This window comes from Nocardia yamanashiensis NBRC 100130 (assembly GCF_001613325.1).
Lineage (GTDB): Bacteria > Actinomycetota > Actinomycetes > Mycobacteriales > Mycobacteriaceae > Nocardia > Nocardia yamanashiensis.
In genome coordinates, this window is the sequence record NZ_BDCD01000036.1 from 51225 (window position 1) to 73990 (window position 22766).

General features: G+C 66.9%; 23 protein-coding genes. 18 read left to right on the top strand and 5 right to left on the bottom strand.

From position 1 onward, the window contains the following. Nucleotides 1–414 precede the first annotated feature (414 nt). The 10 genes from NY1_RS34440 to xdhC all read left to right on the top strand — a co-directional run bounded on the left by NY1_RS34440 (nt 415) and on the right by xdhC (nt 12463). A complete protein-coding gene (locus tag NY1_RS34440) occupies nt 415–1833 on the top strand; it encodes an amidohydrolase family protein (protein WP_067721347.1) in 1419 nt (472 codons plus the stop codon). Between the two features lie 59 nt (nt 1834–1892). Further along, nucleotides 1893–3284 carry a nucleobase:cation symporter-2 family protein gene (locus tag NY1_RS34445; RefSeq protein ID WP_067721348.1) on the top strand — a complete coding sequence of 464 codons (1392 nt, stop codon included), beginning with the start codon at nt 1893–1895 and terminating at the stop codon, nt 3282–3284. A gap of 10 nt (nt 3285–3294) precedes the next feature. Then, nucleotides 3295–3927 (top strand): UbiX family flavin prenyltransferase, encoded by a 633-nt coding sequence (locus NY1_RS34450; RefSeq protein ID WP_067721349.1) that lies wholly within the window; start codon nt 3295–3297, stop codon nt 3925–3927. After that, a complete protein-coding gene (locus NY1_RS34455; protein ID WP_067721350.1) occupies nt 3924–5324 on the top strand; it encodes a UbiD family decarboxylase in 1401 nt (466 codons plus the stop codon). Before NY1_RS34450 ends, NY1_RS34455 begins: the two co-directional genes overlap by 4 nt. Next, a complete protein-coding gene (locus NY1_RS34460) occupies nt 5321–6304 on the top strand; it encodes a CobW family GTP-binding protein (RefSeq protein ID WP_067721351.1) in 984 nt (327 codons plus the stop codon). The genes NY1_RS34455 and NY1_RS34460 overlap by 4 nt, the downstream gene beginning before the upstream one ends. A 36-nt stretch (nt 6305–6340) precedes the next feature. Continuing rightward, nucleotides 6341–7249 carry an FAD binding domain-containing protein gene (locus tag NY1_RS34465; protein WP_067721352.1) on the top strand — a complete coding sequence of 303 codons (909 nt, stop codon included), beginning with the start codon at nt 6341–6343 and terminating at the stop codon, nt 7247–7249. Next, the gene (locus NY1_RS43290) at nt 7240–7431 is read left to right on the top strand and encodes a hypothetical protein (RefSeq protein ID WP_157762633.1); all 192 of its coding nucleotides are present in this window, start codon (nt 7240–7242) and stop codon (nt 7429–7431) included. The genes NY1_RS34465 and NY1_RS43290 overlap by 10 nt, the downstream gene beginning before the upstream one ends. Nucleotides 7432–7807: 376 nt before the next feature. After that, nucleotides 7808–9274, top strand: coding sequence for a xanthine dehydrogenase small subunit (locus NY1_RS34470; RefSeq protein WP_067721353.1), 1467 nt, complete (start codon nt 7808–7810; stop codon nt 9272–9274). Next, entirely contained in the window at nt 9271–11646 is a 2376-nt protein-coding gene (gene xdhB / locus NY1_RS34475; RefSeq protein WP_067721354.1) for a xanthine dehydrogenase molybdopterin binding subunit, read from the top strand. Before NY1_RS34470 ends, xdhB begins: the two co-directional genes overlap by 4 nt. Nucleotide 11647: 1 nt before the next feature. Beyond that, nucleotides 11648–12463: a xanthine dehydrogenase accessory protein XdhC gene (xdhC, locus tag NY1_RS34480; protein ID WP_067721355.1), complete on the top strand. Its 816-nt coding sequence runs from the start codon at nt 11648–11650 to the stop codon at nt 12461–12463. Between the two features lie 30 nt (nt 12464–12493). Here the strand turns inward: xdhC and NY1_RS34485 are convergent, their stop codons facing one another. Next, nucleotides 12494–12907, bottom strand: a complete 414-nt coding sequence (locus tag NY1_RS34485; protein WP_067721356.1) for a VOC family protein — start codon at nt 12905–12907, stop codon at nt 12494–12496. A gap of 58 nt (nt 12908–12965) precedes the next feature. Next, nucleotides 12966–13712 (bottom strand): helix-turn-helix domain-containing protein, encoded by a 747-nt coding sequence (locus NY1_RS34490; protein WP_218028526.1) that lies wholly within the window; start codon nt 13710–13712, stop codon nt 12966–12968. Nucleotides 13713–13931: 219 nt separating this feature from the next. Here NY1_RS34490 and NY1_RS34495 point away from each other — a divergent pair, with 219 nt between their 5' ends. The 4 genes from NY1_RS34495 (at nt 13932) to NY1_RS34510 (ending at nt 16326) form a co-directional block, all read left to right on the top strand. Beyond that, nucleotides 13932–14306: a hypothetical protein gene (locus NY1_RS34495; RefSeq protein WP_067721357.1), complete on the top strand. Its 375-nt coding sequence runs from the start codon at nt 13932–13934 to the stop codon at nt 14304–14306. A gap of 521 nt (nt 14307–14827) precedes the next feature. Then, complete coding sequence (locus NY1_RS34500) at nt 14828–15418, top strand: hypothetical protein (RefSeq protein ID WP_157762634.1); 591 nt, start codon at nt 14828–14830, stop codon at nt 15416–15418. Between the two features lie 58 nt (nt 15419–15476). Next, nucleotides 15477–15881 (top strand): hypothetical protein, encoded by a 405-nt coding sequence (locus tag NY1_RS34505; protein WP_067721359.1) that lies wholly within the window; start codon nt 15477–15479, stop codon nt 15879–15881. A gap of 31 nt (nt 15882–15912) precedes the next feature. Continuing rightward, nucleotides 15913–16326: a transposase gene (locus NY1_RS34510; RefSeq protein WP_369690466.1), complete on the top strand. Its 414-nt coding sequence runs from the start codon at nt 15913–15915 to the stop codon at nt 16324–16326. Nucleotides 16327–16435: 109 nt separating this feature from the next. On the opposite strand, the gene NY1_RS43295 is transcribed toward NY1_RS34510, so the two are convergent. After that, nucleotides 16436–17074: an SMI1/KNR4 family protein gene (locus tag NY1_RS43295; RefSeq protein WP_169815446.1), complete on the bottom strand. Its 639-nt coding sequence runs from the start codon at nt 17072–17074 to the stop codon at nt 16436–16438. A 256-nt stretch (nt 17075–17330) separates the two neighbouring features. On the opposite strand from NY1_RS43295, the gene NY1_RS34520 reads away from it, so the two are divergent. The 3 genes from NY1_RS34520 to NY1_RS34530 all read left to right on the top strand — a co-directional run bounded on the left by NY1_RS34520 (nt 17331) and on the right by NY1_RS34530 (nt 20332). Then, complete coding sequence (locus NY1_RS34520) at nt 17331–18263, top strand: NADP-dependent oxidoreductase (RefSeq protein WP_169815447.1); 933 nt, start codon at nt 17331–17333, stop codon at nt 18261–18263. A gap of 137 nt (nt 18264–18400) precedes the next feature. Beyond that, nucleotides 18401–19696, top strand: coding sequence for an APC family permease (locus NY1_RS34525; RefSeq protein ID WP_369690465.1), 1296 nt, complete (start codon nt 18401–18403; stop codon nt 19694–19696). Nucleotides 19697–19771: 75 nt separating this feature from the next. After that, nucleotides 19772–20332, top strand: coding sequence for a TetR/AcrR family transcriptional regulator (locus NY1_RS34530; protein WP_067721364.1), 561 nt, complete (start codon nt 19772–19774; stop codon nt 20330–20332). A 31-nt stretch (nt 20333–20363) separates the two neighbouring features. Here the strand turns inward: NY1_RS34530 and NY1_RS34535 are convergent, their stop codons facing one another. After that, a complete protein-coding gene (locus NY1_RS34535; RefSeq protein ID WP_067721365.1) occupies nt 20364–21485 on the bottom strand; it encodes an alpha/beta hydrolase in 1122 nt (373 codons plus the stop codon). 166 nt (nt 21486–21651) lie between these two features. On the opposite strand from NY1_RS34535, the gene NY1_RS34540 reads away from it, so the two are divergent. Beyond that, entirely contained in the window at nt 21652–22059 is a 408-nt protein-coding gene (locus NY1_RS34540; RefSeq protein WP_067721366.1) for a hypothetical protein, read from the top strand. Nucleotides 22060–22093: 34 nt separating this feature from the next. Here NY1_RS34540 and NY1_RS34545 read toward each other — a convergent pair whose 3' ends face one another. Next, nucleotides 22094–22477, bottom strand: a complete 384-nt coding sequence (locus tag NY1_RS34545) for a hypothetical protein (protein WP_067721367.1) — start codon at nt 22475–22477, stop codon at nt 22094–22096. Between the last annotated feature and the right edge of the window lie 289 nt (nt 22478–22766).

Below are 22766 nucleotides of genomic sequence, written 5' to 3' on the forward strand. Positions count from 1 at the left end.
CGGGAGGACTTCCCCGGCCGCGAATCACCGCACCTACGGGCCGCCGAAATGCGTTCGGCGGCAAGCCGGCCCGACCGCCGGCTCGATGGCACCGAGTTCAGCACAACCCGATCGGCCTGTCAACGGATTGCATGTAATTCCTCGATCAGTGCCGTGCACATTTATGCAGGTCAAAGCCAGTGCTCGCGGCGCATCCCGGACCGGACCCTCGAATATTCGGCGTTGACAAAGGGTTTCCGCTGGCGTTTACATGTATGAACCGCCACGGTTCCTCGGAACCGGGCGCGACGCCGGTGACCTCCCACCCAGGGTTAAACCGTTCGGCGAACAGGACTCTCGTCCTGACTGGAAGTTGACCTTCCACTCGCCTACGGATTGAGGCGGCGCGGGCCGCCTGGGAAGGCTCGGGCGGCCATGAATGCGACAGCCTCTGCACACTGCGATCTGCTGCTCACCGGTGGCACCGTCGTCACCGTCGACGACGCCGGCACCGTGTACGACCCGGGAATCGTGGCCGTCACCGGATCACGCATCGTCGCCGTCGGACCGGAAAGCGCACTCTCCCAATGGCATTCGGAGACCGTTCTGGACTGCCGCGGCCGAGTGGTGCTGCCGGGCCTGATCGACGGGCACAACCACCTGTACCAGGCACTGGCGCGCGGACTCGGCGAAGGCATGTCGATCGTCCCGTGGCTGTGCGAGTTCATGTGGCCCTACTCCATCGCCATGACCACCGAGGATGCCATCGCGGCGGCCCGCCTCGGCGCCGCCGAAGCGCTCCGGGCCGGCACCACCACGGTGGTCGACAACCATTACGCCCCAAGCGATCTGGCGACCACGCTCGCGGTCGCGGACGTCATCGAGGAGTCCGGGCTGCGGGGCGTGGTCGCGCGCGGCATGCTCGGCGAGCGCACCGCCCTGGCAGCGCGACGCGGCCAGCCCACCGGACTGTTCCGCTACAGCGCCGCGGACGAACTGGCGATCACCCGCGAGGCGATGCAGCATCGCCCGCGCGGATCGAAGGTCGAGGTGTGGCCGGCGCCGCTGAACCTCACCTACGTCGACCAGGACCTGGTCCGCGGATGTGTCGAGCTCGCAAGGGAATTCGGCACCCGCTGGCACACCCATTGCTGCGAGAGCAGCAATGACCCGGTCAGCTATCACGAGACCTACGGTGTCCGCCCGGTGCAGTGGCTGGCCAAGGCGGGTCTGCTGGACGAACGCGCGACGCTCGCCCACGCCATCTGGCTCGACGACCACGAGATCGAGCAGGTCGCCATGGCGGGCGCAGGCATCTCGCACAATCCCGCCTCGAACGCCTACCTGGCCTCCGGCACCGCCCGGTTGCGCGATCTGCGCGATCACGGTGTCGTCGTGGCCATCGGCAGTGACGGGCCCAGCTGCGGTCATCGCCAGGATCTGTTCGAGGCGATGAAACTGTCGGTCTTCGCGCAGCGGCTGTCCACCCTGGACCCGACGGTGTGGAGTGCCGAGGACGCCCTGCAACTGGCCACCCGGGAGGGCGCCGAGTACGCCGGAATCGACGCGGGCATCCTCGCACCCGGACGGCTGGCCGACATCATCGTCGTCGACTTCGGGCGGGCGCACCTGCGGCCACTGCACCGCGCGGTGAGTTCGCTGGTCTATGCGGCCCGGGGCTCGGACGTCGAAACCACCATCGTCGGCGGGGAAATCGTCTACCAGCACGGCCGGTGCCTGCGCATCGACGAGGACGCCGCGCTCGCACACGCCCAATCCCGGGCCGAACGACTGATCTCCCGCGCGGGCATGCAAGCCCTGTGCGTGCCCTGGTCGTTCGGCTCACCCGCCTAGATCTCCAGCCGGTCCCCATCGGCCCGTCCCCATCGCATCACCCGGCCGAGGAAGCAGTCATGAATATCTTCACCCGAACACGAAGCCGCGCAGCGCAACCGCGGCATCCGGTCGACACCGTCCCGCCCCTGCGTCATCTCGTTCCGCTCGGCCTGCAGCACGTCATCGTCGCCTACTCCGGCATGGTCACCGTGCCGCTGGTCATCGGCCTGGGCGTCGGCCTGTCCCCCGCGCAGGTCACCACCCTGGTCACCGCGAACGTGTTCATCAGCGGTGTGGCCACGCTGATCCAGACCCTCGGCCTGTTCAATATCGGCGTCAAGCTGCCGATCGTGATGGGCTCCACCTTCACCGGCATCACTCCGGCCATCATCGTGGGCACCGATTCCGGCCTGCCGGCGGTATTCGGCGCGACCATTCTGGTCGGCCTCATCACCTGGGTGATCGCGCCCTGGTTCGCCCAGCTGTCGCGGTACTTCCCGCCGATCGTCACCGGCACGACCATCGCGATCATCGGCTTCTCGCTGCTGCCGAAAACCGCGACGCTGATCAGCGGCCCGGCCGGCGCCGCCGATCACGGTGCGCCGAAACGCCTGCTGCTCGCGCTCGGCACCATCGTGCTGGTAGTCGTCCTCGAACGGGTCATGCGCCCCGCGATCGGCCGATTCGCCATCCTGATCGCGCTGATCGCCGGGACCCTGGCGGCGTGGCCGCTGGGCCTGACCGATTTCTCGGCCACCCGGGACGCACCCATTTTCGGTGTGGTGCAAACGTTCTCGTTCGGCGCTCCCACCTTCGTGCTCGCCGCCGTCCTGCCGATGCTGGTGGTGCAGGTCGTCAATATGGTGGAGTCGACCGGCGACACCCTGGCCACCGGCCGGATCGTCGGCCGGGACCTCGGCCCGCGCGATATCGCCCGGGCCCTGCGCGCCGACGGCCTGGGCACGGCGCTGGCCGGAGTGTTCAGCTCCTTCACCTTCGTCACCTTCGGCGGCAATGTCGGATTGGTCAGCATGACCCGGGTGATGAGCCGGTACGTCGTGGCCGCCGCGGGCGCGATCCTGGTGCTCATCGGCCTGATGCCCAAGATCGGTGCGGTGGTGGCCTCGCTGCCGGGTCCGGTGCTCGGCGGCATCGGGGTGGTCATGTTCGGCACGGTGGGCGCGATCGGCATCAAGTTCATGCTGGAGGCGGATTTCGAGCAGCCGCGCAATCACCTCATCGTCGCCATCTCCTTCGGGTTCGGGCTCATGCCGGTGGGATCCTCCGGCTTCTACGCCAATCTGCCCGGTCCGCTGCAGACCGTACTGTCCAGCGGCATCGCGGCGGGCGGTATCGCGGCTTTCCTGCTGAACCTCCTGCTCAACGGCGTCACCGGCGCAGACCGGGCCGCCGCGCAGACCGCGCCCGACGCCACCGGCGATTCGGCCCAACCGCGTTCCGCGAGTTGAGGACCCGGCCATGTCATTCGATCACGGCAACGGCAAGCCCGAGCGGCCGCGACTGATCGTCGGCGTCACGGGAGCCAGCGGCGCACAGCTGGCGATCCATCTGCTCACCGCACTGCGCGAATCGCGAACGGTGGAAACACATCTGGTGATCTCGAAGGCGGCGCATCGCACCCTCGAACTCGAAACCGGCTTGCATTCGGCGGATCTCACCGCGCTGGCTGATGTGCACCATCAACGCGGCGATATCGCCGCGAACATCGCCTCCGGCTCCTACCTCACCCTGGGCATGGTCGTGGTGCCCTGTTCGATGAAAACCCTGGCCGGGATTGCGCACGGCTACTCCGACGATCTGCTCACCCGAGCCGCCGACGTCTGTTTGAAGGAACGCCGCCGGCTGGTGCTGGTCCCTCGGGAAACGCCGCTGAGCCTGGTGCATCTGCGGAATCTGACCGCGGTGGCCGAGGCCGGGGCCGTCGTCCTGCCTCCGGTGCCCGCGTTCTATCAGCGACCGCGGTCCATCGATGACCTGCTCGCCCACTGGAGCGGAAAGATACTCGACCAGTTCGGCATTCAGCACCGGCTGTTTCCGCGCTGGACGGGTCCGGATCCCGCCCACTCGTTCGCCGAAGGATCGGTCCGATGACCTACCCCGAACTGTCCCGCCGCCAGGACCCGCACAGCTTCCTCGAGCATTACCTGGCCGCTCACCCCGAGGACGCGCTGACCGTCGAAGACGGCGTACCGGCCGATCAGGGCGTGACCGGACTGATCTACGAGCTGGCCGCGCGCGGGCGGGACGAATTGTTGTACTGCCGCAAGGTGGATGGCGTGACCGTGCCGGTGGTGAGCAATATGTTCGCCTCCCGGCGCCGGATCGCGCGCATGCTCAATACTCGGCCGGAGCGGTTGCACGAGGTGTTCGCCGCCCGGGCGGCGCGGCCGCTGGCACCGCGGTTCGTCGATTCCGGGCCGATACTCGAAGAGCTTCGCACGGACGCCGATGTCGACCTGAGCGAGCTGCCGATGCTGCGGCATTTCGCCTCCGATCGCGCGCCGTACATCACCAGCGGCATCATCGTGGCCGAGGATCCGCGCACCGGCGTCGGGAATCTGAGCTATCACCGCGCAATGGCGCATTCCCCCAACGAATTGGCGACCAGTCTGCATTCGCGCGGCGACCTGTGGCGCATCCTGCAGCAGTACGCCGAACTCGGACGGCCGATGCCGGTGGCCATGGTGATCGGCGGCCATCCGCTGTTCATGCTCGCCGCCTCCGCACGGGTCGGGTACGAGGTCGACGAACGCGCGATCGCCGGAGGTCTGTTCGGTGAATCGCTCGAGGTCGTGCGCACGCCGAAACACGGTATCGCGGTACCGGCCTGGTCGGATTTCGTACTGGAAGGATCGATCGACCCCGCGGCGCACGCGGACGAAGGACCGTTCGGCGAATTCTCCGGATATTCGTCCAACCGATCCACCAACAACTTGCTGACGGTCACCGCGATCATGCGCCGGCGCCGGCCGATCCTGTTCGACGTCGAGGGCGGAAATACGGCCGAGCACCTGAATCTCGCTCGTATTCCGCGCGAATCGGAAATGGCGGAGAAGCTCAAGACCCGATTCCCGGATGTGACCGCCGTGCACTATCCGACGTCGGGCACTCATTTCCACTGCTATGTCGCCTTGCGCCAGCGCCGGCCCGGACAGGCCCGCCAGGTCATGCTGGGCCTGCTCGGCTGGGATCCCTATGTCAAAACGGTGATCGCCGTCGACAGCGATATCGATCTCACCGACGACTCGGCGGTGCTGTGGGCCTTGGCCACTCATTTCCAGCCGCATCGCGACATCCTGACCGTCGACGGGCTGCCCGGCTCGCCGCTCGATCCGTCCTCCACCGACGACGGGACGACCTCGCGGATGGGGCTCGACGCGACCCGCGGGCCGCGATTCGAAGGCCGGCGCATCGAGGTCTCGCCAGCCGTTCTCGACCATGCCCGAACGATTCTCACCACCCTCACGTCCCCAGGAGGAAACCTATGAACAGCGGCGACAAGATCCCGGTGACCGTGCTGACCGGATTTCTCGGATCGGGGAAGACCACGCTGGTCAACCACATTCTGACGGCGAATCACGGCCACCGCATCGCGGTCATCGAGAACGAATTCGGCGAGATTCCCATCGACAACGATCTCGTGGTGAACGCCGACGAGAAGATCATCGAGATGAGCAACGGCTGCTGCCTGTGCTGCACCGCGCGCACCGATCTCATCGAGATCCTGCGGTCGCTGCTGGACCGCAGCGATCGGTTCGACCGGATTCTCATCGAGACCAGCGGGCTGGCCGATCCGAATCCGGTGGCGCAGACCTTCTTCGTCGACGCGGAGATCGAGAAGCATTTCACCCTGGACGCCATCGTCACGCTGGTCGACGCCAAACATGTGCGCGCCCATCTGGCGGAGGGCGGTCACGACGGCGTCGGCTCGCATGTGGTCGATCAGATCGCCTTCGCCGACCGCATCGTGATCAACAAGATCGATCTGGTCGATCCGGACGTGGTGCGGCAGGTGCGGGACGCCGTGCGCGGGATCAATGCGACGGCGGAGATCATCACCTCCCGCTACGCCGCCATCGACGTCTCCGATGTGCTGGGCATCGGCGCCTTCGATATGGACCGCACGCTGTCCAGCGATCCGCACTGGCTCGACGAGAGCCACCAGCACGACCCCCATCTGACCTCGGTCGGGATCGAACTGGAGGGGCTGCTCGATCAGCGCGCGCTCGAATCCTGGCTGACCGCGCACCTTTTCGAACGCGGCGAGGACGTGTATCGGATCAAGGGGCTGCTCGCGGTGGCGGACGATCCGCGCCGGTTCATCCTGCAGGGCGTGCACGGTCTGTTCGATATCCGGCCGTCGGCTCCGTGGCAGAGCGAGGAGCGCATCGGCAAGATCGTGTTCATCGGCCGCGACCTCGACCGCGCCGAACTCACCCGCGGCCTGCGGTCCTGCCTCGTCTCGTAACGACCGTCCTTCTCCGAAACCAGGAGCGTTTCCGATATGGAATTCTTGCGACCGGCCGATTGGGCCGAGGCGCTGGCGGCGAAGGCCGCGCATCCCGACGCGCTGCCGATCGCCGGCGGCACCGATGTGATGGTCGAACTCAATTTCGACAGGGCGCGGCCCGCCGTCCTGCTGGATCTGACCCGGATCCGCGAACTGACCGACTGGGCCAGCGCGGACGGCTCGATCCGGGTCGGTGCGGGCGTGACCTACCACCGGCTGATCAGCGAAATCGGCGGCCGGCTGCCCGGTTTGGCGATGGCCGCACGCACGGTCGGCTCCCCGCAGATCCGCAATCGCGGCACGGTGGGCGGCAATCTGGGCGCGGCCTCGCCCGCCGGCGACGCGCACCCGCCCCTGCTCGCCAACGACGCTGTCGTGGAGGCGCATTCGGTGCGCGGCATCCGGCTCATCCCGATCGCCGAGTTCTATACCGGCGTCAAACGCAATGCGCTGGCGCCCGATGAGCTCATCGCGGCGTTCTGGATGCGACCGGCCACCGGCCCGCAGCAGTTCTCCAAGATCGGCACCCGCAATGCCATGGTGATCGCGGTGACGGCGTTCGCGCTGGCACTGCATCCGGATCAGGGGCGGGTCGGCACGGGATTCGGTTCCGCCGCACCGACTCCCCGCGCGGCGACCGCCGCCGCACGGTTCCTCGAGGACGAATTGTCGGACACCGGTCGCTGGGAATCGCGCGCCGAACTCGCTCCCGCGACGGTCACGCGCTTCGGCGAATTGGTCGCGGCGGCCGCCTCTCCCATCGACGATGTGCGCGGTAGTGCGCGCTACCGCAGGCATGCGCTCTCGGTCATGGCCCGCAGGACGCTCGTCTGGGCCTGGAACGATTACCGGCGCACGGGCCGAGAACCTTCCGAGGGGCAGGTGTCGTCGCGATGCGCCTGAGAAGGAACAGCCGCCAGCCGGATGAGACCGTCCCGGAGGGAGATCAGCACGGCCCGCACTCCGGTGAGCGCGCCGCCCGCGAGGAACCCGGCGAGGACCGCCGGCAAGCAAGTGCCGACGTGCAGGCGCTCGCTCTCGGTTTGCATGCGCCCGGGCTGCTACTTCCCACCTATTGGTGCTGACCGCCGCGCGACGCCGGGGCGGAATTCGCCCGGGCTTGCTCGCGTCGGCTTGACCGGCAAACCAGGACACCGTAATTTCGGGCGAATCAGCTCGTGAAATGTTGGAAGGAGGCGAAGTCGGATGTCGCACAACTCCGATCTGCGCCGCCTGGCGCACCGGACCGCCTGGACTCCGGGTCGGGTAGCGCACGGCTCCTGAGCAGCCTTCCCGGCGGACGCATTGCGGCCCCGGCTTTTCGATCTCTGTCACCACTCGCAGCACATCCGCATGTGCTGATTCGCGCTCCGGATTCTCCGCTGCGCCAGACAAATAGAAAGCCTCTGACATGGCGACCAGGGTTATCGTATCGACCGCGCACCGGCCCGAGGATGCGCGATGGTAGCGCCGCGGATAACGGTCAACGGGAAAGTCCCGCCGATTTCCGCGGCCGGACCGCATATGACGTTTCTGGATTTCCTGCGGGAGAACGGCCTCACCGGGAGCAAGGAGGGCTGCGCCGAGGGCGAATGCGGCGCGTGTTCGATTATGGTGGCCCGCCCGGGTGTGCACCGGCCCACCGACTGGGTCGCGATCAATTCCTGTCTGGTGCCCGCCGCCGCGCTCGACGGCCAGGAGATCGTCACCGCCGAAGGGCTCGGCGCGATGAGCGCCGCGGGCACCGAATTGCACCCGGTGCAGCAGGAGATGGCGGTGCGCGGTGGATCGCAATGTGGTTACTGCACACCGGGATTCATCTGCAGTATGGCGGCCGAGTACTACCGTCCCGACCGCTGCGGCGGCGTGGGTCCGGCCGATCCGGAACCGGAGGCGTCCGCGGGCGAGCACGGTCCCAACGGCTTCGATCTGCATGCGCTGAGCGGAAACCTCTGCCGCTGCACCGGATATCGACCGATCCGTGACGCGGCGTTCGCCGTCGGCGCGCCGAGCGGCTCGGATCCGCTCGCGCGACGTCGTGAGCAGGCTCCGCCCGCACCGGTCGCCACCGAAGTGGCGCGTGAGGGGCGCATCTTCCGGCGGCCGGAGACCTTGCCCGAGGCGCTGCGGCTGCTGCGCGATCATCCGGGCGCGGTGGCCGTGGCCGGGTGCACCGACTGGGGCGTGGAGGTGAATATTCGGGCGCAGCGCGCCGATTACGTGATCGCGATCGACCGCCTGCCCGAATTGCGGGAGCTGCGGGTGGAGTCCGATCACCTCGAGATCGGCGCCGCCCTGTCGCTGACCGAGATCGAGCGGCGGCTCGACGGGCGCGTGCCGCTGCTGTCGGAGCTGTTCCCGCAGTTCGCATCCCGGCTCATCCGCAACGGGGCGACGCTGGGCGGCAATCTGGGCACCGGGTCACCGATCGGCGACGGCACACCCGTGCTGCTCGCGCTCGGTGCGTCGGTGCTGCTGGCCGATGCCGACGGTGAGCGCGAGGTCGATCTGGCCGGCTACTTCACCGGTTACCGGCGCAGTGTCCGGCGTCCGGATGAGCTGATCCGCGCCGTCCGCATCCCGCTGCCGCTGTCGCCGGTGACGGCCTTTCACAAGATCGCCAAACGGCGTTTCGACGATATCTCCAGTGTGGCAGTGGCTTTCGCGCTCGATATCGCGGACGGCAGCGTCCGCGCGGCGCGCATCGGCCTGGGCGGCGTGGCCGCCACCGCGATCCGCGCCCGCGAGACCGAGGCCGCGCTCCTCGGCCGGCCCTGGTCGGCGGCGACCGTCGACGCCGCCGCGCAGGTGCTGCGATCCGAGGGCACCCCGCTGACCGACCATCGCGCGAGCGCCGAGTATCGCTCGGCCATGCTCGGCGAGAGTCTGCGAAAGCTGTACGCGCACACCATCGAGGTCCAGTCATGAGTCATCTGTCCCAGCGACCGGACGCCCCCGTCGTCGGCGTCTCCATGCCGCACGAGAGCGCCGTCCTCCATGTCACCGGCACCGCGCTCTACACCGACGATCTGGTCTATCGCACCAAGGATGTGCTGCACGCCTACCCGGTGCAGGTCATGACCGCCCACGGCCGGATCACGGCGCTGCGCACCGAGCCCGCGCTGGCGGTGCCCGGCGTGGTGCGGGTGCTCACCGCCGCCGATGTGCCCGGGGTCAACGATGCCGGCATGAAGCACGACGAGCCGCTGTTCCCGGACGAGGTCATGTTCTACGGCCACGCCGTTGCCTGGGTGCTGGGCGAGACGCTGGAGGCGGCCCGGCTGGGCGCGGAAGCGGTCGAGGTGGACGTGCAGGAGCTGCCCGCGCTGATCACGCTGCCGGAGGCGATGGCGGCCAACAGTTTTCACGGCAGCCGTCCCGTCATGGTGTGCGGCGACGTGGCGGCCGGATTCGCTGATTCGGCCCGGGTGTTCAGCGGGGAGTTCCAGTTCTCCGATCAGGAGCATTTCTACCTCGAGACGCATGCGGCGCTGGCACATATCGACGAGGCCGGGCAGCTGTTCATTCAGAGCAGCACCCAGCATCCCTCCGAGACCCAGGAGATCGTCGCGCACGTCCTCGGCCTGTCCAGCCACCAGGTGACGGTGCAGTGCCTGCGCATGGGCGGCGGTTTCGGCGGTAAGGAGATGCAGCCGCACGGGTTCGCGGCGGTCGCCGCGCTCGGCGCCCAGGTGACGGGTCGGCCGGTGCGAGTGCGGCTCAACCGGACTCAGGATCTCACCATGTCCGGCAAGCGGCACGGCTTCCACGCCGCGTGGAAGATCGGCTTCGATGCCGAGGGCCGCATCCAGGCACTGGAGGCCACCCTCACCGCGGACGGCGGCTGGAGCCTGGATCTGTCCGAGCCCGTGCTGGCCCGGGCGCTGTGCCATATCGACAATATCTATTGGATTCCGCACGCGCGCATCGCCGGTCGCATCGCCAAGACCAACAAGGTGTCCAACACCGCCTTCCGCGGGTTCGGCGGACCGCAGGGCATGCTGGTCATCGAGGACATCCTGGGCCGGTGCGCGCCGCTGCTGGGCCTGGACCCGGCGGAGTTGCGGGAGCGCAACTTCTACCGGCCCGGGCAGCACACGCCGTACGGGCAGCCGGTGCGCAATCCGGAACGGATCGCGGCCACCTGGCAGCAGGTCACGAAGGAGGCCGACCTCGCCGATCGCCGCCGGGAGATCGCGGCCTTCAACGCCGCCCACACCCACACCAAACGCGGCCTGGCGATCACCGGCGTCAAGTTCGGCATATCGTTCAACCTCACCGCCTTCAATCAGGGCGGCGCGCTGGTGCTGATCTACAAGGACGGGTCGGTCCTGATCAACCACGGCGGCACCGAAATGGGCCAGGGTCTGCACACGAAAATGCTGCAGGTGGCCGCGACCAGTCTCGGTATCCCGCTGCACCGGGTGCGGCTGGCGCCGACCCGAACCGACAAGGTGCCCAACACTTCCGCCACCGCCGCCAGTTCCGGGGCGGACCTCAACGGCGCGGCCGTGAAGAACGCCTGCGAGCAGCTGCGCGAGCGACTGCTGGCGGTAGCGGGCGCCCGGCTCGGGGTGAATCCGGCGGAGGTGCGCATCGTCGACGGCGTCGCCCACGTCCTCGGCGGCGATGGCCGGCTCGCGTGGGACGATCTCGTTCGCACCGCCTATCTCGAGCGAATTCAGTTGTCGGCGGCCGGTTTCTACCGCACCGAGGGCTTGCACTGGGATGCGCGGTCCTTCCAGGGATCGCCGTTCAAGTACTTCTCCTACGGCGCGGCCGCCACCGAGGTGGAGGTGGACGGCTTCACCGGCGCCTACCGCATCCGGCGCGTCGATATCGTGCACGATGTCGGCGACAGCCTCTCCCCGCTGATCGACATCGGCCAGATCGAAGGCGGATTCGTGCAGGGTGCGGGCTGGCTGACCCTGGAGGAACTGCGGTGGGACACCGGCGCGGGACCCCGCCGCGGCCGGTTGCTGACGCAGGCGGCCAGCACCTACAAATTGCCGAGCTTCTCGGAAATGCCCGAGGTCTTCAATGTGACGCTGCTGGAGAACGCGACCGAGGAAGGCGCGGTGTACGGCTCCAAGGCGGTGGGAGAGCCGCCGCTGATGCTGGCGTTCTCGGTGCGCGAGGCATTGCGGCAGGCCGCCGCGGCGTTCGGGCCCGCCGATGTGGCGGTGGATCTCGCCTCCCCCGCGACGCCGGAGGCGGTGTACTGGGCGGTCGAGGCGGCCCGGCGCGCCGCCGGGCGCAGCGAAAGCAGCACCGGCGCAAGCACTTCGATCAGTGTCTGAGATGACCTGGGTGGCCGCGGTCGCGCGGTTGCGGGCGCGCCGGGAGCCCGGCGTGCTGGTGACCGTCGCGGCCGTGCGCGGGCACGCACCGCGCCGGGCCGGCGCGAAACTCGTGGTGGGACTGACCGAGACGTGGGGTTCGATCGGCGGCGGCAATATCGAGGCCGTGGCGATCGATCGGGCCCGCGAGCTGATCGCAATGCCCGAGGCCGAGCCCGAGCTGATGGAGTTCGCCCTCAACGACAAGGTCAGCAACCGGCACGGCGTGCAATGCTGCGGCGGGACCGTCACCGTCCTGCTCGAACCCCTGCCCGTGGTCCCCGCGGTCGCGATCTTCGGCGTCGGGCATGTCGGGCTGGAGCTGGCGCGCATCCTGGCCCGTCACAACCTGGATCTGCACCTGATCGACACGCGCCCCGATCAGCTCGCCGCCGAACGGCTCGCCATGCTGGCGGACGCGGTGGCGCAGCTCCACGTCCACCACACCCCCCTGCTTCCGGAGGAGGTCCTCGCAGAACTACCGACCGGCGCCCACGTTCTGATCATGACTCACGATCACGCCGAGGACGCCGCACTGTGCGATGCCGCCCTGCGCACCACCGGCCTCGGTTCGATCGGGTTGATCGGCTCGGCCGCCAAATGGGCCCGGTTCCGCCAGCGCCTGGCCACCGAAGGCGGCCACGACCCCGCCACCATCGCCCGGATCACCACCCCCATCGGCCTGCCCGAAATCACCGGCAAGGAACCCGCCACGATCGCAGTGAGCGTCGCCGCGGCCCTGCTCCGAACCTTCGAATCGAGTCCGCCGCATGGTTGATGGCTGTCCGGACGCCGGAGTCATCGCCCCCTAGGACGAGGTGTCCTCGCTCATCGCATTAGCGTTGTAGGCCAGCAGCTCCCAAGTGTGGCCGTCCGGGTCCTCGATCGCCCGGTTGTAGAGCCAGCCCAGGTCCTGGACCTCGCGGGGTTCGGTAGCGCCCGCGGCGAGCGCCGCATCTGCCAGGCGGTCCACTTCTTCCCGCGATTCGGCACCGAGCGCGTTGATCACCTCGATCTGTCCCTCGGCGGTGGCGCGCTTGGTGAAGGCCGCGAACGCTTCTCGCGTCATCAGCTGCACCATGATCGAGTCCGCGAGAACCACCTGGGCGGAAGTGTCCCCCGTGAAATCCGGATTGATGATGCCGCCCATCGCCGTATACACCTTCGTGCTCGCGTCCAGGTCGCTGACCGGCAGGTTGACGTAGATCTGCGTGATTGCCATGACGTGCCTCTCCAAGAATTTTCCGGTGTGCCGGGTGTTCCCGGCGACACCACAAAACCTAGGGACGCACCTCCACCTCGGTCTTGTACAGAAGCGACAGCATCTCCTCGCCATCAGGCTGCTGCAGTTGCGTAGCCGTACGCCCGATGAACCGCACCATCGAACGCGCGAGATGCGGCTGGTCGTGATACCCCGCCAGCTGCGCCACCTCACTCGCCGAAATCCCTTGCCGCAGCAGCAATACCGCCTGCCTGGCCCGCTCGATCTGCCGGATCGCCCCCTGCGTCAACCCCGTCGCCGCAGCCACCCGCCGCTGCACCGACCGCGGAGTCACCAACGTCGCCGCCTCACCACGCAGCACATCCGTCACCAACGGATCACGCACCAACAGCCCGGCCCGAACCAGCCGATCCGCAAACACCTCAGCATTCCCATAATCCGGGATCTCCCACTCCTCCCCCTGCAACACGAACGACCGCGACGTCGTAAACGAACTCGACACCGCGCTATCAACCAACCCCGACACCGGCATCGGCGCCAAAAACGCGCCATGCCGGAAAATAATCCCGAACGTCTCCCCCGCCCCAGGCCCCAACTCCAACACCGTAGGCCCGGTCTCCGGCCCACGAACCGAAACGTGCGTCTCCCCCCGATCCCGCCAAACGACAAGCTCCCAATTCGAATTGGCCACCGACCGCATCCGCGGCGCCACCACCCCCGAATCCGGCCCAGCCCGATACACCCGCTCGACATACGGCGAATCGGACAAGCGCTGCTCGACGCCACCGTCCGACTGGAGACTCACAACCAGAAACTAACACCGGCCGCCCTCCACCACTGCGCGAGGGGACATTCCCCGACCACCCGGGTCGCGCTAGCAGAGGACATTCGGCCGCCGGTTCGCGAACCGAGTCGCTCGCAGAATCGAACCCAAGGCTCCGGCATGATCAGCTCATGCCAACCCCGTCCGACGACCCAGAGAAATCTGCCCCCCACTCGCGGCTTCGAGCCAGAATGCCGCCTGGTGGCCGAGTCGAGCCGGTACTCGTCAAAGGTCGTCCGGGATCTGCGCTACGACGGCGATCTCACCATCGCCATTCAAGGCCCGGGGTTCTCGTACGCCAAGATCGTATTCCGCCATCCGGCAGGGTTTCGCGTGCTCGATGAGGGTGACCTCACCGAGTATTGGAACACCTACAGCGAACCCAACGGCTGGTTATGGGAAGTCCTCCGGGGCGGCTGGCTGGACCTGGAGCGGCGCCGCCCCTACTTTTTCACCGGCGAACACGAAGACCTCCGCGAGTACTTCCTGGTCGACGACAAGTGCATCAACGTACTCGCACGGAAACCACCCGAAATCATCGACCTCGGAACCGATCCGACAACAGCCAAGCCCTGAGTTGATGTTCATCGGGCACACTGAGCTGCCCACCTGGCCTGTTGGTGATCTCGACTCGCACAGCGAGCGCGACCCCGGACGGTGAACCCGCGATACACTCGGCCGGAAGTTCCTGTGCGACAACGAAATGCATCTCACCGGCGCTGGATGCTTGTGGGACTCGGCTGTGAATCCCGTTTCCCCGCTGCGGTGGTTGCACCTCAGGGCGAGCGTACGGACGGCTGGGTGTTCATTCGCGTACACACCGTGCCGACACAACTGATCTACACCCCCATGGTCGGTGACCAGGCCTCGACGGTGGGCAACGCCAAACCGGTGACCGTCTCACCGGCATCGGTCCGGATAACGGTCTCGGCGCACACTACGGAAACGACCAGCGGCAGCCCTCCCTCTACGACAGTCGCGCCGCAAGCGACCACAGCCGGAGTAACGCCGACCGAGCTGGATCCCGAAGGTCGATAGCAGCTAGCCGAAGGTCGGCCGTGGCAGGCATGGGTAGGATCCGATTCGAGGAGGCTCGGATGGGATTTGGTGTGCGGCAAGACGGTTCGACCGCGTTCGTCAGATCTCGTATCCGGAAGATCGCCCTCATGCTGTTGGGCATCGCGGCGATGGCCACGGTGGTCACGGCGGTTCTTGCCCTGGCGCTATCCGAACTCGCGGGCGCGGCTGAATCTCTGATCGGCCCCGACGTCGTGCAAGAGGAACTGTCCGAAAGCGAAGCCAGGAACAGCATGGCCAACCTGTTCCAAGCTCATATCCCGGACGGCTGGCATCTGATCGGGATGACATCGACTTGCCACAACATGCGACGGTTGCCGATCTGCACACTCGACGGATCGTTCACCGGCCCGGCATCCGAATTCACCCTCGACTCCCCCATCTTCCAAATCAAGCCGGGCCGGACGGGATCGCAACCGGCCACCCAACTCGTCACCTGCGAGGATCTCGCCACCAGAAACCTCGACCTGGCAACCGATCTCGACTGCACGAGCCAGCAGACCCTGGTCCTGGCCGAACTGACCGGCGGCCGCGCATTGCCTGGAAGCCACGTGCTCATCGCACGCTCCGCCACCGCGACCACCCTGCGAGTACGAGTCAAGGTCTTCTGAAAATGACTCGCTGCATTTACGGCACTGTCGACGCCGAGCTGAATGCCACTCTGTAGAAGTGGTGTTTTTCGTAAACGGATATCGGTTGTCCAGCCTGGTGAAGGACCCTGCTGCGGTCGACTCGTCACTGACCCGCCTTCGCGATCTGCTCGCTGCCAGCCGCCCATACCTGGAGCAGTTCGAAGAGCATGACCTTGTCGATCGACTCGACAGGCTCGCTGACCGGTTGCGAAGGATGGGGCCTGCGATCGATGACGCCTTCGACCGCGACTTTCGAGCGTTCACCGACGACGCAGCACGGATATTCGAGGGTAAGGCTGCAACGGCTGGCGTGGGTGCCTCGGATGATCCGAGTGGTGCGATCTATTGGGAGTTGTCTTGGGCTGTCGTACATTTGGCCACGGTCCGCATCGGCGGCTATGGCGTGATCGAGCATCCCGGTCCCGGCCCGCCGGAGAACTGACCGATTGAGCCGCGGTCCCGGCGCGGTCGCGGTGGTGATCGATTCCCAGTCCGTGAAGGGCGCAGACACCGTCCCGGTGACCTCGAGAGGGTGGGATCAAGCCAAAAAGGTGAATGGGCGCAAGCGCCATTTGGCTTGTGAAACAAAGGGTTTGCCGGTCGCGATCAGGGTCACCGCCGCTGATGTGACCGATCGGGCCGCCGCCCGCGAACTGCTGTGGCGGCTGCGGATCCTGCATCCCGAACTCACCATTGCCTGGGCCGACTCGGCCTACAGTGGAGCCCTGGTCGAGTGGGCCGCGCAGTTCCTCGACCTCACCGTCAAGGTGGTGACACCCCCACGCATTACGACGGGCGTTCATCAGCCACGAGAAGCTGCGTTCCACGGCCGCGCTACCCGCGCCACCCAGGCGCGGCGACACCGTCGGTCGGTGCTGGCAGCATGAATCCCCGGCCGAGGAGTTGATCACCTTTACCCAGGTCCAGCGAACGGCCGAGGCTGGTCGTCGCCGGCAACGAGGTACCCGGTCCGGGACCGGGCAGCAAACATGGGTGTTATTTACGGTGGTTCTTCATTTTGTCGACGATCGTCTTCGCCAGGGTAACTTTCCTGTTCAGGAATTCCTTGAGGTCGCCGAATCGTGTGTACTCGGTGCTTTCGATCTCCCATACCGGTGCCGAGGCACACTGCTGTTGCTGGCAGCCGACGGTGACGTATCGGATCCCGTCGGCAGTGCCTCCGATGATGATCAGGTTGTCGAACGAGTCCATCTCCAGATCACGAGGCTGGACCGCGTACTGCTGGAAGACCTCGAGCATGACTTTGTGCTCGGGCGAGTCCTTCGAGATGTCACTGAGCGCGTAGAGGTAGCCGCCGCCGGAGAACGCTGTCCACCCGTTGGCATGTGCGAGCCATTGCTTGAACTGGTCGTCGAAGTGGTCGTCGAAGTGGGTCCCCAGCCGGGTCTCGGCGCTGCGGATGTCCTCCGGTGCGGCGCCGGGATTTGGTTCGGTCAGCATCCAGTCCGATTTCCGGCCTACCGCGAGGTTTTCGTCGTACCAGTCCTTCTGTTGCGCCTTCAGTGAGGAAATCACCGGCGGCACCCAGTCTGTCGGCTCCTCGGCGGGCTTGCTCGAACACGCGCAGGCGGCCAGTGCCACAAGCACGATCAATGACCATCGGGTGGACCGCATGTCTGCTCCTTCGTTCGAGGTCGACCATCATTGTCCGGGTTGCTCATCGCTATCCTCCGAAGGACGTCGGGGGCATCGGCCGCCAGCGCGCAACCCGCGGCCGCAACCCAGCCCCGGGGCCGCAATAGTGGTCGATCCCGAGACGAGCTCCGTGACACACCCGGAGTGCCGCGGTTACGGCGTGAGGTCCGGCGGCTCGTACAAGCTGATATCCGCCTACCGGAGAAGCTGTCCGCCTACAGAAATGGAGGAAGCCATGCGCGCTGCCGTAGCGCAGGATCTGACCGGCATCGACGGGCTCACCGTCACCGAGTGGCCGACTCCGCCCGAACCGGCGGCCGGGCAGGTGCTGGTACGAGTCCACTGCGCGGGCGTCGGGCCGTGGGATGTCGGAATGCTGGGCGGTGGTTTCCCGGGGCTCGCAGCGCCGTTCGTGCCGGGCCAGGAGCTCTCCGGTGTCGTCGAGGCGGCCGAGCCAGGCTCCGATGTTCAACCGGGGCAACGGGTTTACGCAACGACCTTCCCGACCGGTGGCGGGCTCGCCGAGTTCGCGCTCGTTGATTCCGCCCGGGTGGCGGTGATGCCCGCCGCACTGGACTTCCCGGAAGCGGCGGGTTTGGTGATCGGAGCGGGCACCGCGTACGAGGGGCTCATCGATCGGGGGCGGCTGCGGGCCGGTGAATCGGTCCTCATCACCGGCGCGGCGGGTGGCGTCGGCAGTAGCGCGGTGCAGATCGCTGCGGCCGTGGGCGCCCGTGTCCTGGGGGTCGCCAGCTCCGGTAACCATGACTATCTGCGTGGCCTGGGCGCCTCCGACGTGTTCGACTATCACGATCCCGAGTGGGCTGCGCAGGTCCGGCTCGCGGTCCCGGGCGGCGTCGATCTGCTGTTCGACGGAACCGGAGGACAGGCCCGCGACAGCGCCCTGACAACGATCCGCGATGGCGGCCACGCTGTTTCGATCATCGCCCAGGATCCGCTGGGCGAGCTGGATCGTGGAATCACCGGAGAGACCTTCGCGGCCCATGTTGATCGGCAGCGCCTCGACGCTCTCTCCCGCTTGGTTCAGGCCGGCCAGTTGCGTCCGAGCATCGAGGCGATATTCCCGCTCGAGCACGTCCACGATGCGCTCGCACGCGTCGCCGGTGGACATACCCGAGGCAAAATCGTGGTGCAGATCGCGTCGTAGATCGGCTCACCACGAACTCGCATTCCGCCACGCTCGGATCGGCACCGGATGGGGCTGAGCGGAGCGTTTGCTCGCGATCGGTTCGGCACCGATCGGACGGGTATGCGTTCGGTGTGTCCACTCCCTTGAATCGCGCTGTGAGCACCCGGCTGCTGTACTTCTTCATCCTGGGCGACGTCCTGGGCGCTGGGGTGTACGTGCTGGTCGGCTCGGTCGCGCAGGTGTCCGGTGGCGCGGTCTGGCTGCCGTTGCTGATCGCGTTGATGCTCGCGTCACTCAGTGCGGGTTCCTACGCCGAGCTGGCGACGAAGTATCCGCGTGCGGGCGGATCGGCGCACTATGCCACGCGAGCGCTGGGGCCTGCGGCCGGGTCGCTGGTGGGCTTCTGCATGCTGGCCGGCGGGATCGTATCGGTGGGAGCGCTGGCCCGGGCGTTCGCCGGCGATTATCTCCAGGTTCTCGTCACGGTGCCGATACCGCTGGTGGTGGTCGTCTTCCTCCTCGCTCTGGCGGCACTCAATATCCGCGGTATCAGAGAGTCGTTGCGCGCCAATGTCTTCGCGACCTTGATCGAACTCAGCGGTCTGCTGCTGATCATCGGCTTGGGCGTTTGGATCATGATTCGCGGGGACGGGGACCCCGGCCGACTGACCGAGATCGGCACCCCTGACCGCGGCGTGGTGTCCGCGGTGCTCGCGGGCACGGTGCTGGCCTTCTATTCCTTCGTGGGCTTCGAGACCTCGGTGAATCTGGCGGAGGAAGTCCGCGATCCCCGCCGGTCGTACCCGACGGCGCTGTTCGGCGCGCTGGGTACCGCCGGCGTCGTCTACATACTCATCGGTGTCGTCGCCAGCGCGGCAGTGCCCACCGAAGAACTGTCCCGATCCAGCGGACCCCTCCTCGAGGTAGTGCGCATCGCCGGCGGCATACCCGATCGGCTGTTCAGTGTGATCGCGCTGGTCGCCGTAGCCAACGGCGCACTACTGACCGGAATCATGGCGTCACGACTGACCTACGGCATGGCCCGCGACGGATTGCTGCCCGCCGTACTGGCCCGCGTGCTGCCCGTCCGCCGCACCCCGTGGGTCGCGATCCTGGCCACCTCGTCGATATCCCTGATGCTCGCCCTGACCGGCGACGTCGCCACCCTCGCCGAAACGCTGGTACTCCTGCTCCTGGTGGTCTTCGCCGCAGTGAACTCTTCGGTCCTCATCCTGCGCCGCGAGCCCGGCGAGCCCGGCCACTTCCGCATCCCGACCGTCATACCGTGGCTCGGCTTGGCATCCTGCCTGTTCCTGGCGACACGCATCGACGGACAGATCTGGCTGCGCGGGCTGATCCTGGTCGGCGCCGGTGTGCTTCTGGCCCTGGTGAACGGACTGCGTGCGCGCCAACGCGCCAGTGCGGAACGCGAATACGCACGTTCCCTCTAACCGCCCCGTGCACCGGCATCGTTCTTGGGGACCGGTCAAGATAGCATCGGGGCCGGGACTAGGTCAGGACTGGAGATGCCTCGCAACAGACGTCCGCAGGATCGGGAAGAGAAGCGTGCGGAGATCGTGGTGGCCGCTCGGCGGTTGTTCGTCGAGGAGGGCTACGACGCCGCGTCGATGACGCGGATCGCCCGCGACGCCGGCGTGGTGTCGAACACGCTGTACTGGTACTTCCAGGACAAGGACGCGGTTTTGATCGCGGTCCTGGAAGCGGTTCTGGCCGACTCGATGGCTGCCTACAGCGACATTCTGGATTCGAGCCTGGCTGATCGGTTGTTGTGGCTGGTCGAGGAATTGGAGCAGCTGGGGCGGTTGGTGAGCACGGTGCACACGCGCGCCGCGGAGTCCGCGGCGATCGGTGAATGGCACGAGCAGTTCCACGCGCTGGCCGAAGGATTGTTCCGGGCGGAGCTGATCGAGCTTGGCGTGCCCGGCCACGACGTGGATCCGTTGGTCACGATGGGCGTTTTCGTTGTCGAGGGCTTGCTGACGCATCCGGCGGAGCAGGCCCAGCGGCGCGCGGTGATCGAGACACTACTCAACAGTGCCCGCGGTCTCGCAGCAGCCGCAGGGTGACTGTCCGATCAGTACTGACCCGCGGGGCGGTCTACTGCGTGGCGTGTGCGGTGTAGTCGAATTGCGTTGCCAGGAAATAGAGTTGGTCACGCACAGCTCGTTCGAAGTGCTCGCCCACGTAGATGTCGAAGTGGTCGCACGGGTAGCTCTGGACATGTACGTGTGCCAGGCCCTGCGCGCGCCGCTTGGTGGTCTTCGCGGGCGCTGCCGCGTCGTTGTCGCAGACGCACAGCAGTGTCGGGGTGCTGAAGCGGCCCAGTGCGCGACCGGGCCGGTAGAGCGGAAGGCGCAGCGCCAGCCGTGCCGCCAGGGCGTTGGCGGCATCGAATTCGCCGTCCGGGCCGCGCAATACACCCCACATGGTGTCGCGACCGACCGCAGTGGAGGGTTCCTCGCCGCCATCGTTCTCGGTCAGCTCGATGTTCTTCGACACCCGAGCCCGCACCGACGGCAGCCGCTTCAGCACTGCACTCGTGCGCCGCGAGAGCCGGGTCCCCGCAGGCAGGAGTGCCGAAGCACCGGCGAGGGCATCGGGTGAAGCGACGAACGCGGGCATCCACGACGTACCGGCCATCGGCAACAGGATCGGCTTGGCGCCGAACCAGGAACCGACCGTATCGAGTATGCCGGCGATCGTCAGCGCTACCACGCTCAGCGGGCCGGCCTGGATACGCGAGCGCAACGACGCCGGTCCGTCCGTGAAAGGGCACTGGGCCACGACCGCCGCGATACCGGCGCCCTCGGAGGCGACCTGAAGAACATGGCCGCCACCGAAAGAACTGCCCCACAAAGCAATCCGCTCGACATCCACCTCCGGCAGCGTGCGCACGAAAGCCAGCGCCGCATGCCAATCGGCCCGTTGCCGACCGATATCGAGCAGCTGACGCGGCATTCCGCCACTGGCCCCGAGATGACGATAGTCGAACACAAGCACCGACCACCCAGCCTCGGCGAACCGTTGCGCGAAGGCATCCAGACGCATCTCCCGCACCGCCCCCAGCCCGTGCCCCATGATCACCATCGGGCGCGGGCCGTTCAGATCAGGCGCGGCGTACAACCAAGCCGCGCACTCGTCTCGGCCGGAGGCGAACGAGACCTCACGCCGCCGCACCGCCACCGCCTCACGTCGCTCGACGGGCTCACTGATTTCCATGACTCGCGTCCTCCGCTCCACCATCACTCTTCTTGAACGCAATCCAAGAAGCGGGTTGCGGTAACCGTAGAGACTTCTTGAACGGCAGTCAAGAAGTCGGCTGGCGCACAGGTCTGCGTAAGATCACGTCGAACCAGCAAGTCCGATCGAATTTCCGGGGGTCAACGTGTCGCGCGTCGGCAGCGTCTGCCTAGCTCTTGTCGCCACAGCTGTCACGCTCAGCGCCTGCGGCTCTGACAGTTCGGCGGCGGATTCGGGCTCGACCGGGGATCCGTGCACCGAGGTGCAGCACGAAATCGATCTCGTGAAGGCATTGCAGCAGGGCGCGACGCCGAGCGATCCGCAGGGAGAGATCCAGCGGCTCAGCAGTTTTCAGCCGAAGGCACCCACCGAGGTAAGCCGCTACTACTCGACGATGAAAACGTACGTCGTCAACCACCTGGAGCGGACGGTGCCGGACCCGCCCGCAGCGGTACTTGCGGCCAACCTCGACGAACTCGCCAATTGGAAAGGCGCCCATTGCCTGAAGCTGCGACCGTCGACCTCCCCGACCGCGCCCCGCAGCGGAACTTGAGCGACACACGGCCGGTCTCGCTCGAGGGGAGACATCAATAGCTGCACAGCTTGACCCAATCGTCATCGCGGTCCCGGTTATCGCGGACGAACAGACCCGCCCCTTTCACATACGGCACCGCGAGGTCGAAATCGCCTTTGCGATAGACGATCCAGGTGCGCTGCTTGCCGTTGAGTAGGCGCGCGTTCTCTGCACCGGACAAGAATCCATCGAATGCGAAGTCATGAACCTCCTCCTCGATCGTGTCCGCCGAGATGAAGGCGTACTGATAGGTGTACGCATAGAAGAACCCCCAACTACCCACCGTCCCGGAACAACTCCCGGACGTGCTCCCGGAGAAGTTGTCCGCCCGAGCGATCCCGGTAGACAAGCCCACAACAATCCCGAATGTTCCGAGCACCAGCAGTATTCGCTTCATACTCCCCCGTCCAGCAGGCCGGATGCCCGCTCCGAACAATGCCGACCGTAGGGTGATCGCGCTGGCGATCCCCTTACAGATCCCATAAAACCGCTGGTCCGCCACCGCGCGGGCGGGCGAAGCCGATGCTCGCTCGTGAGCGGACGTCGTCCCGCGTCAGCTGTCTGCACGGCATCGAGCGCACCCGGAAGCCAACCGCCCCGCCGATCGGCCCGGGGCGAGCCCAGGGTGGGCCCAGGGGGATTCCCGGGCGCGAGAGGTTGTGCGGGCGGGCAACTCTGGTTGATGC

What these genes read in the sequence shown, in the direction of transcription:
- NY1_RS34455 (WP_067721350.1), top strand. Translation starts at nt 3,924, where the DNA reads ATGACCTACCCCGAACTGTCCCGCCGCCAGGACCCGCACAGCTTCCTC.
- NY1_RS34450 (WP_067721349.1), top strand. Translation starts at nt 3,295, where the DNA reads ATGTCATTCGATCACGGCAACGGCAAGCCCGAGCGGCCGCGACTGATC.
- NY1_RS34460 (WP_067721351.1), top strand. Translation starts at nt 5,321, where the DNA reads ATGAACAGCGGCGACAAGATCCCGGTGACCGTGCTGACCGGATTTCTC.
- xdhB (WP_067721354.1), top strand. Translation starts at nt 9,271, where the DNA reads ATGAGTCATCTGTCCCAGCGACCGGACGCCCCCGTCGTCGGCGTCTCC.
- NY1_RS34470 (WP_067721353.1), top strand. Translation starts at nt 7,808, where the DNA reads ATGGTAGCGCCGCGGATAACGGTCAACGGGAAAGTCCCGCCGATTTCC.
- NY1_RS34530 (WP_067721364.1), top strand. Translation starts at nt 19,772, where the DNA reads ATGCCTCGCAACAGACGTCCGCAGGATCGGGAAGAGAAGCGTGCGGAG.
- NY1_RS34445 (WP_067721348.1), top strand. Translation starts at nt 1,893, where the DNA reads ATGAATATCTTCACCCGAACACGAAGCCGCGCAGCGCAACCGCGGCAT.
- NY1_RS34440 (WP_067721347.1), top strand. Translation starts at nt 415, where the DNA reads ATGAATGCGACAGCCTCTGCACACTGCGATCTGCTGCTCACCGGTGGC.
- xdhC (WP_067721355.1), top strand. Translation starts at nt 11,648, where the DNA reads ATGACCTGGGTGGCCGCGGTCGCGCGGTTGCGGGCGCGCCGGGAGCCC.
- NY1_RS34535 (WP_067721365.1), bottom strand. Translation starts at nt 21,485, where the DNA reads ATGGAAATCAGTGAGCCCGTCGAGCGACGTGAGGCGGTGGCGGTGCGG.
- NY1_RS43295 (WP_169815446.1), bottom strand. Translation starts at nt 17,074, where the DNA reads ATGCGGTCCACCCGATGGTCATTGATCGTGCTTGTGGCACTGGCCGCC.
- NY1_RS34465 (WP_067721352.1), top strand. Translation starts at nt 6,341, where the DNA reads ATGGAATTCTTGCGACCGGCCGATTGGGCCGAGGCGCTGGCGGCGAAG.
- NY1_RS34520 (WP_169815447.1), top strand. Translation starts at nt 17,331, where the DNA reads ATGCGCGCTGCCGTAGCGCAGGATCTGACCGGCATCGACGGGCTCACC.
- NY1_RS34500 (WP_157762634.1), top strand. Translation starts at nt 14,828, where the DNA reads ATGGGATTTGGTGTGCGGCAAGACGGTTCGACCGCGTTCGTCAGATCT.
- NY1_RS34485 (WP_067721356.1), bottom strand. Translation starts at nt 12,907, where the DNA reads ATGGCAATCACGCAGATCTACGTCAACCTGCCGGTCAGCGACCTGGAC.
- NY1_RS43290 (WP_157762633.1), top strand. Translation starts at nt 7,240, where the DNA reads ATGCGCCTGAGAAGGAACAGCCGCCAGCCGGATGAGACCGTCCCGGAG.
- NY1_RS34545 (WP_067721367.1), bottom strand. Translation starts at nt 22,477, where the DNA reads ATGAAGCGAATACTGCTGGTGCTCGGAACATTCGGGATTGTTGTGGGC.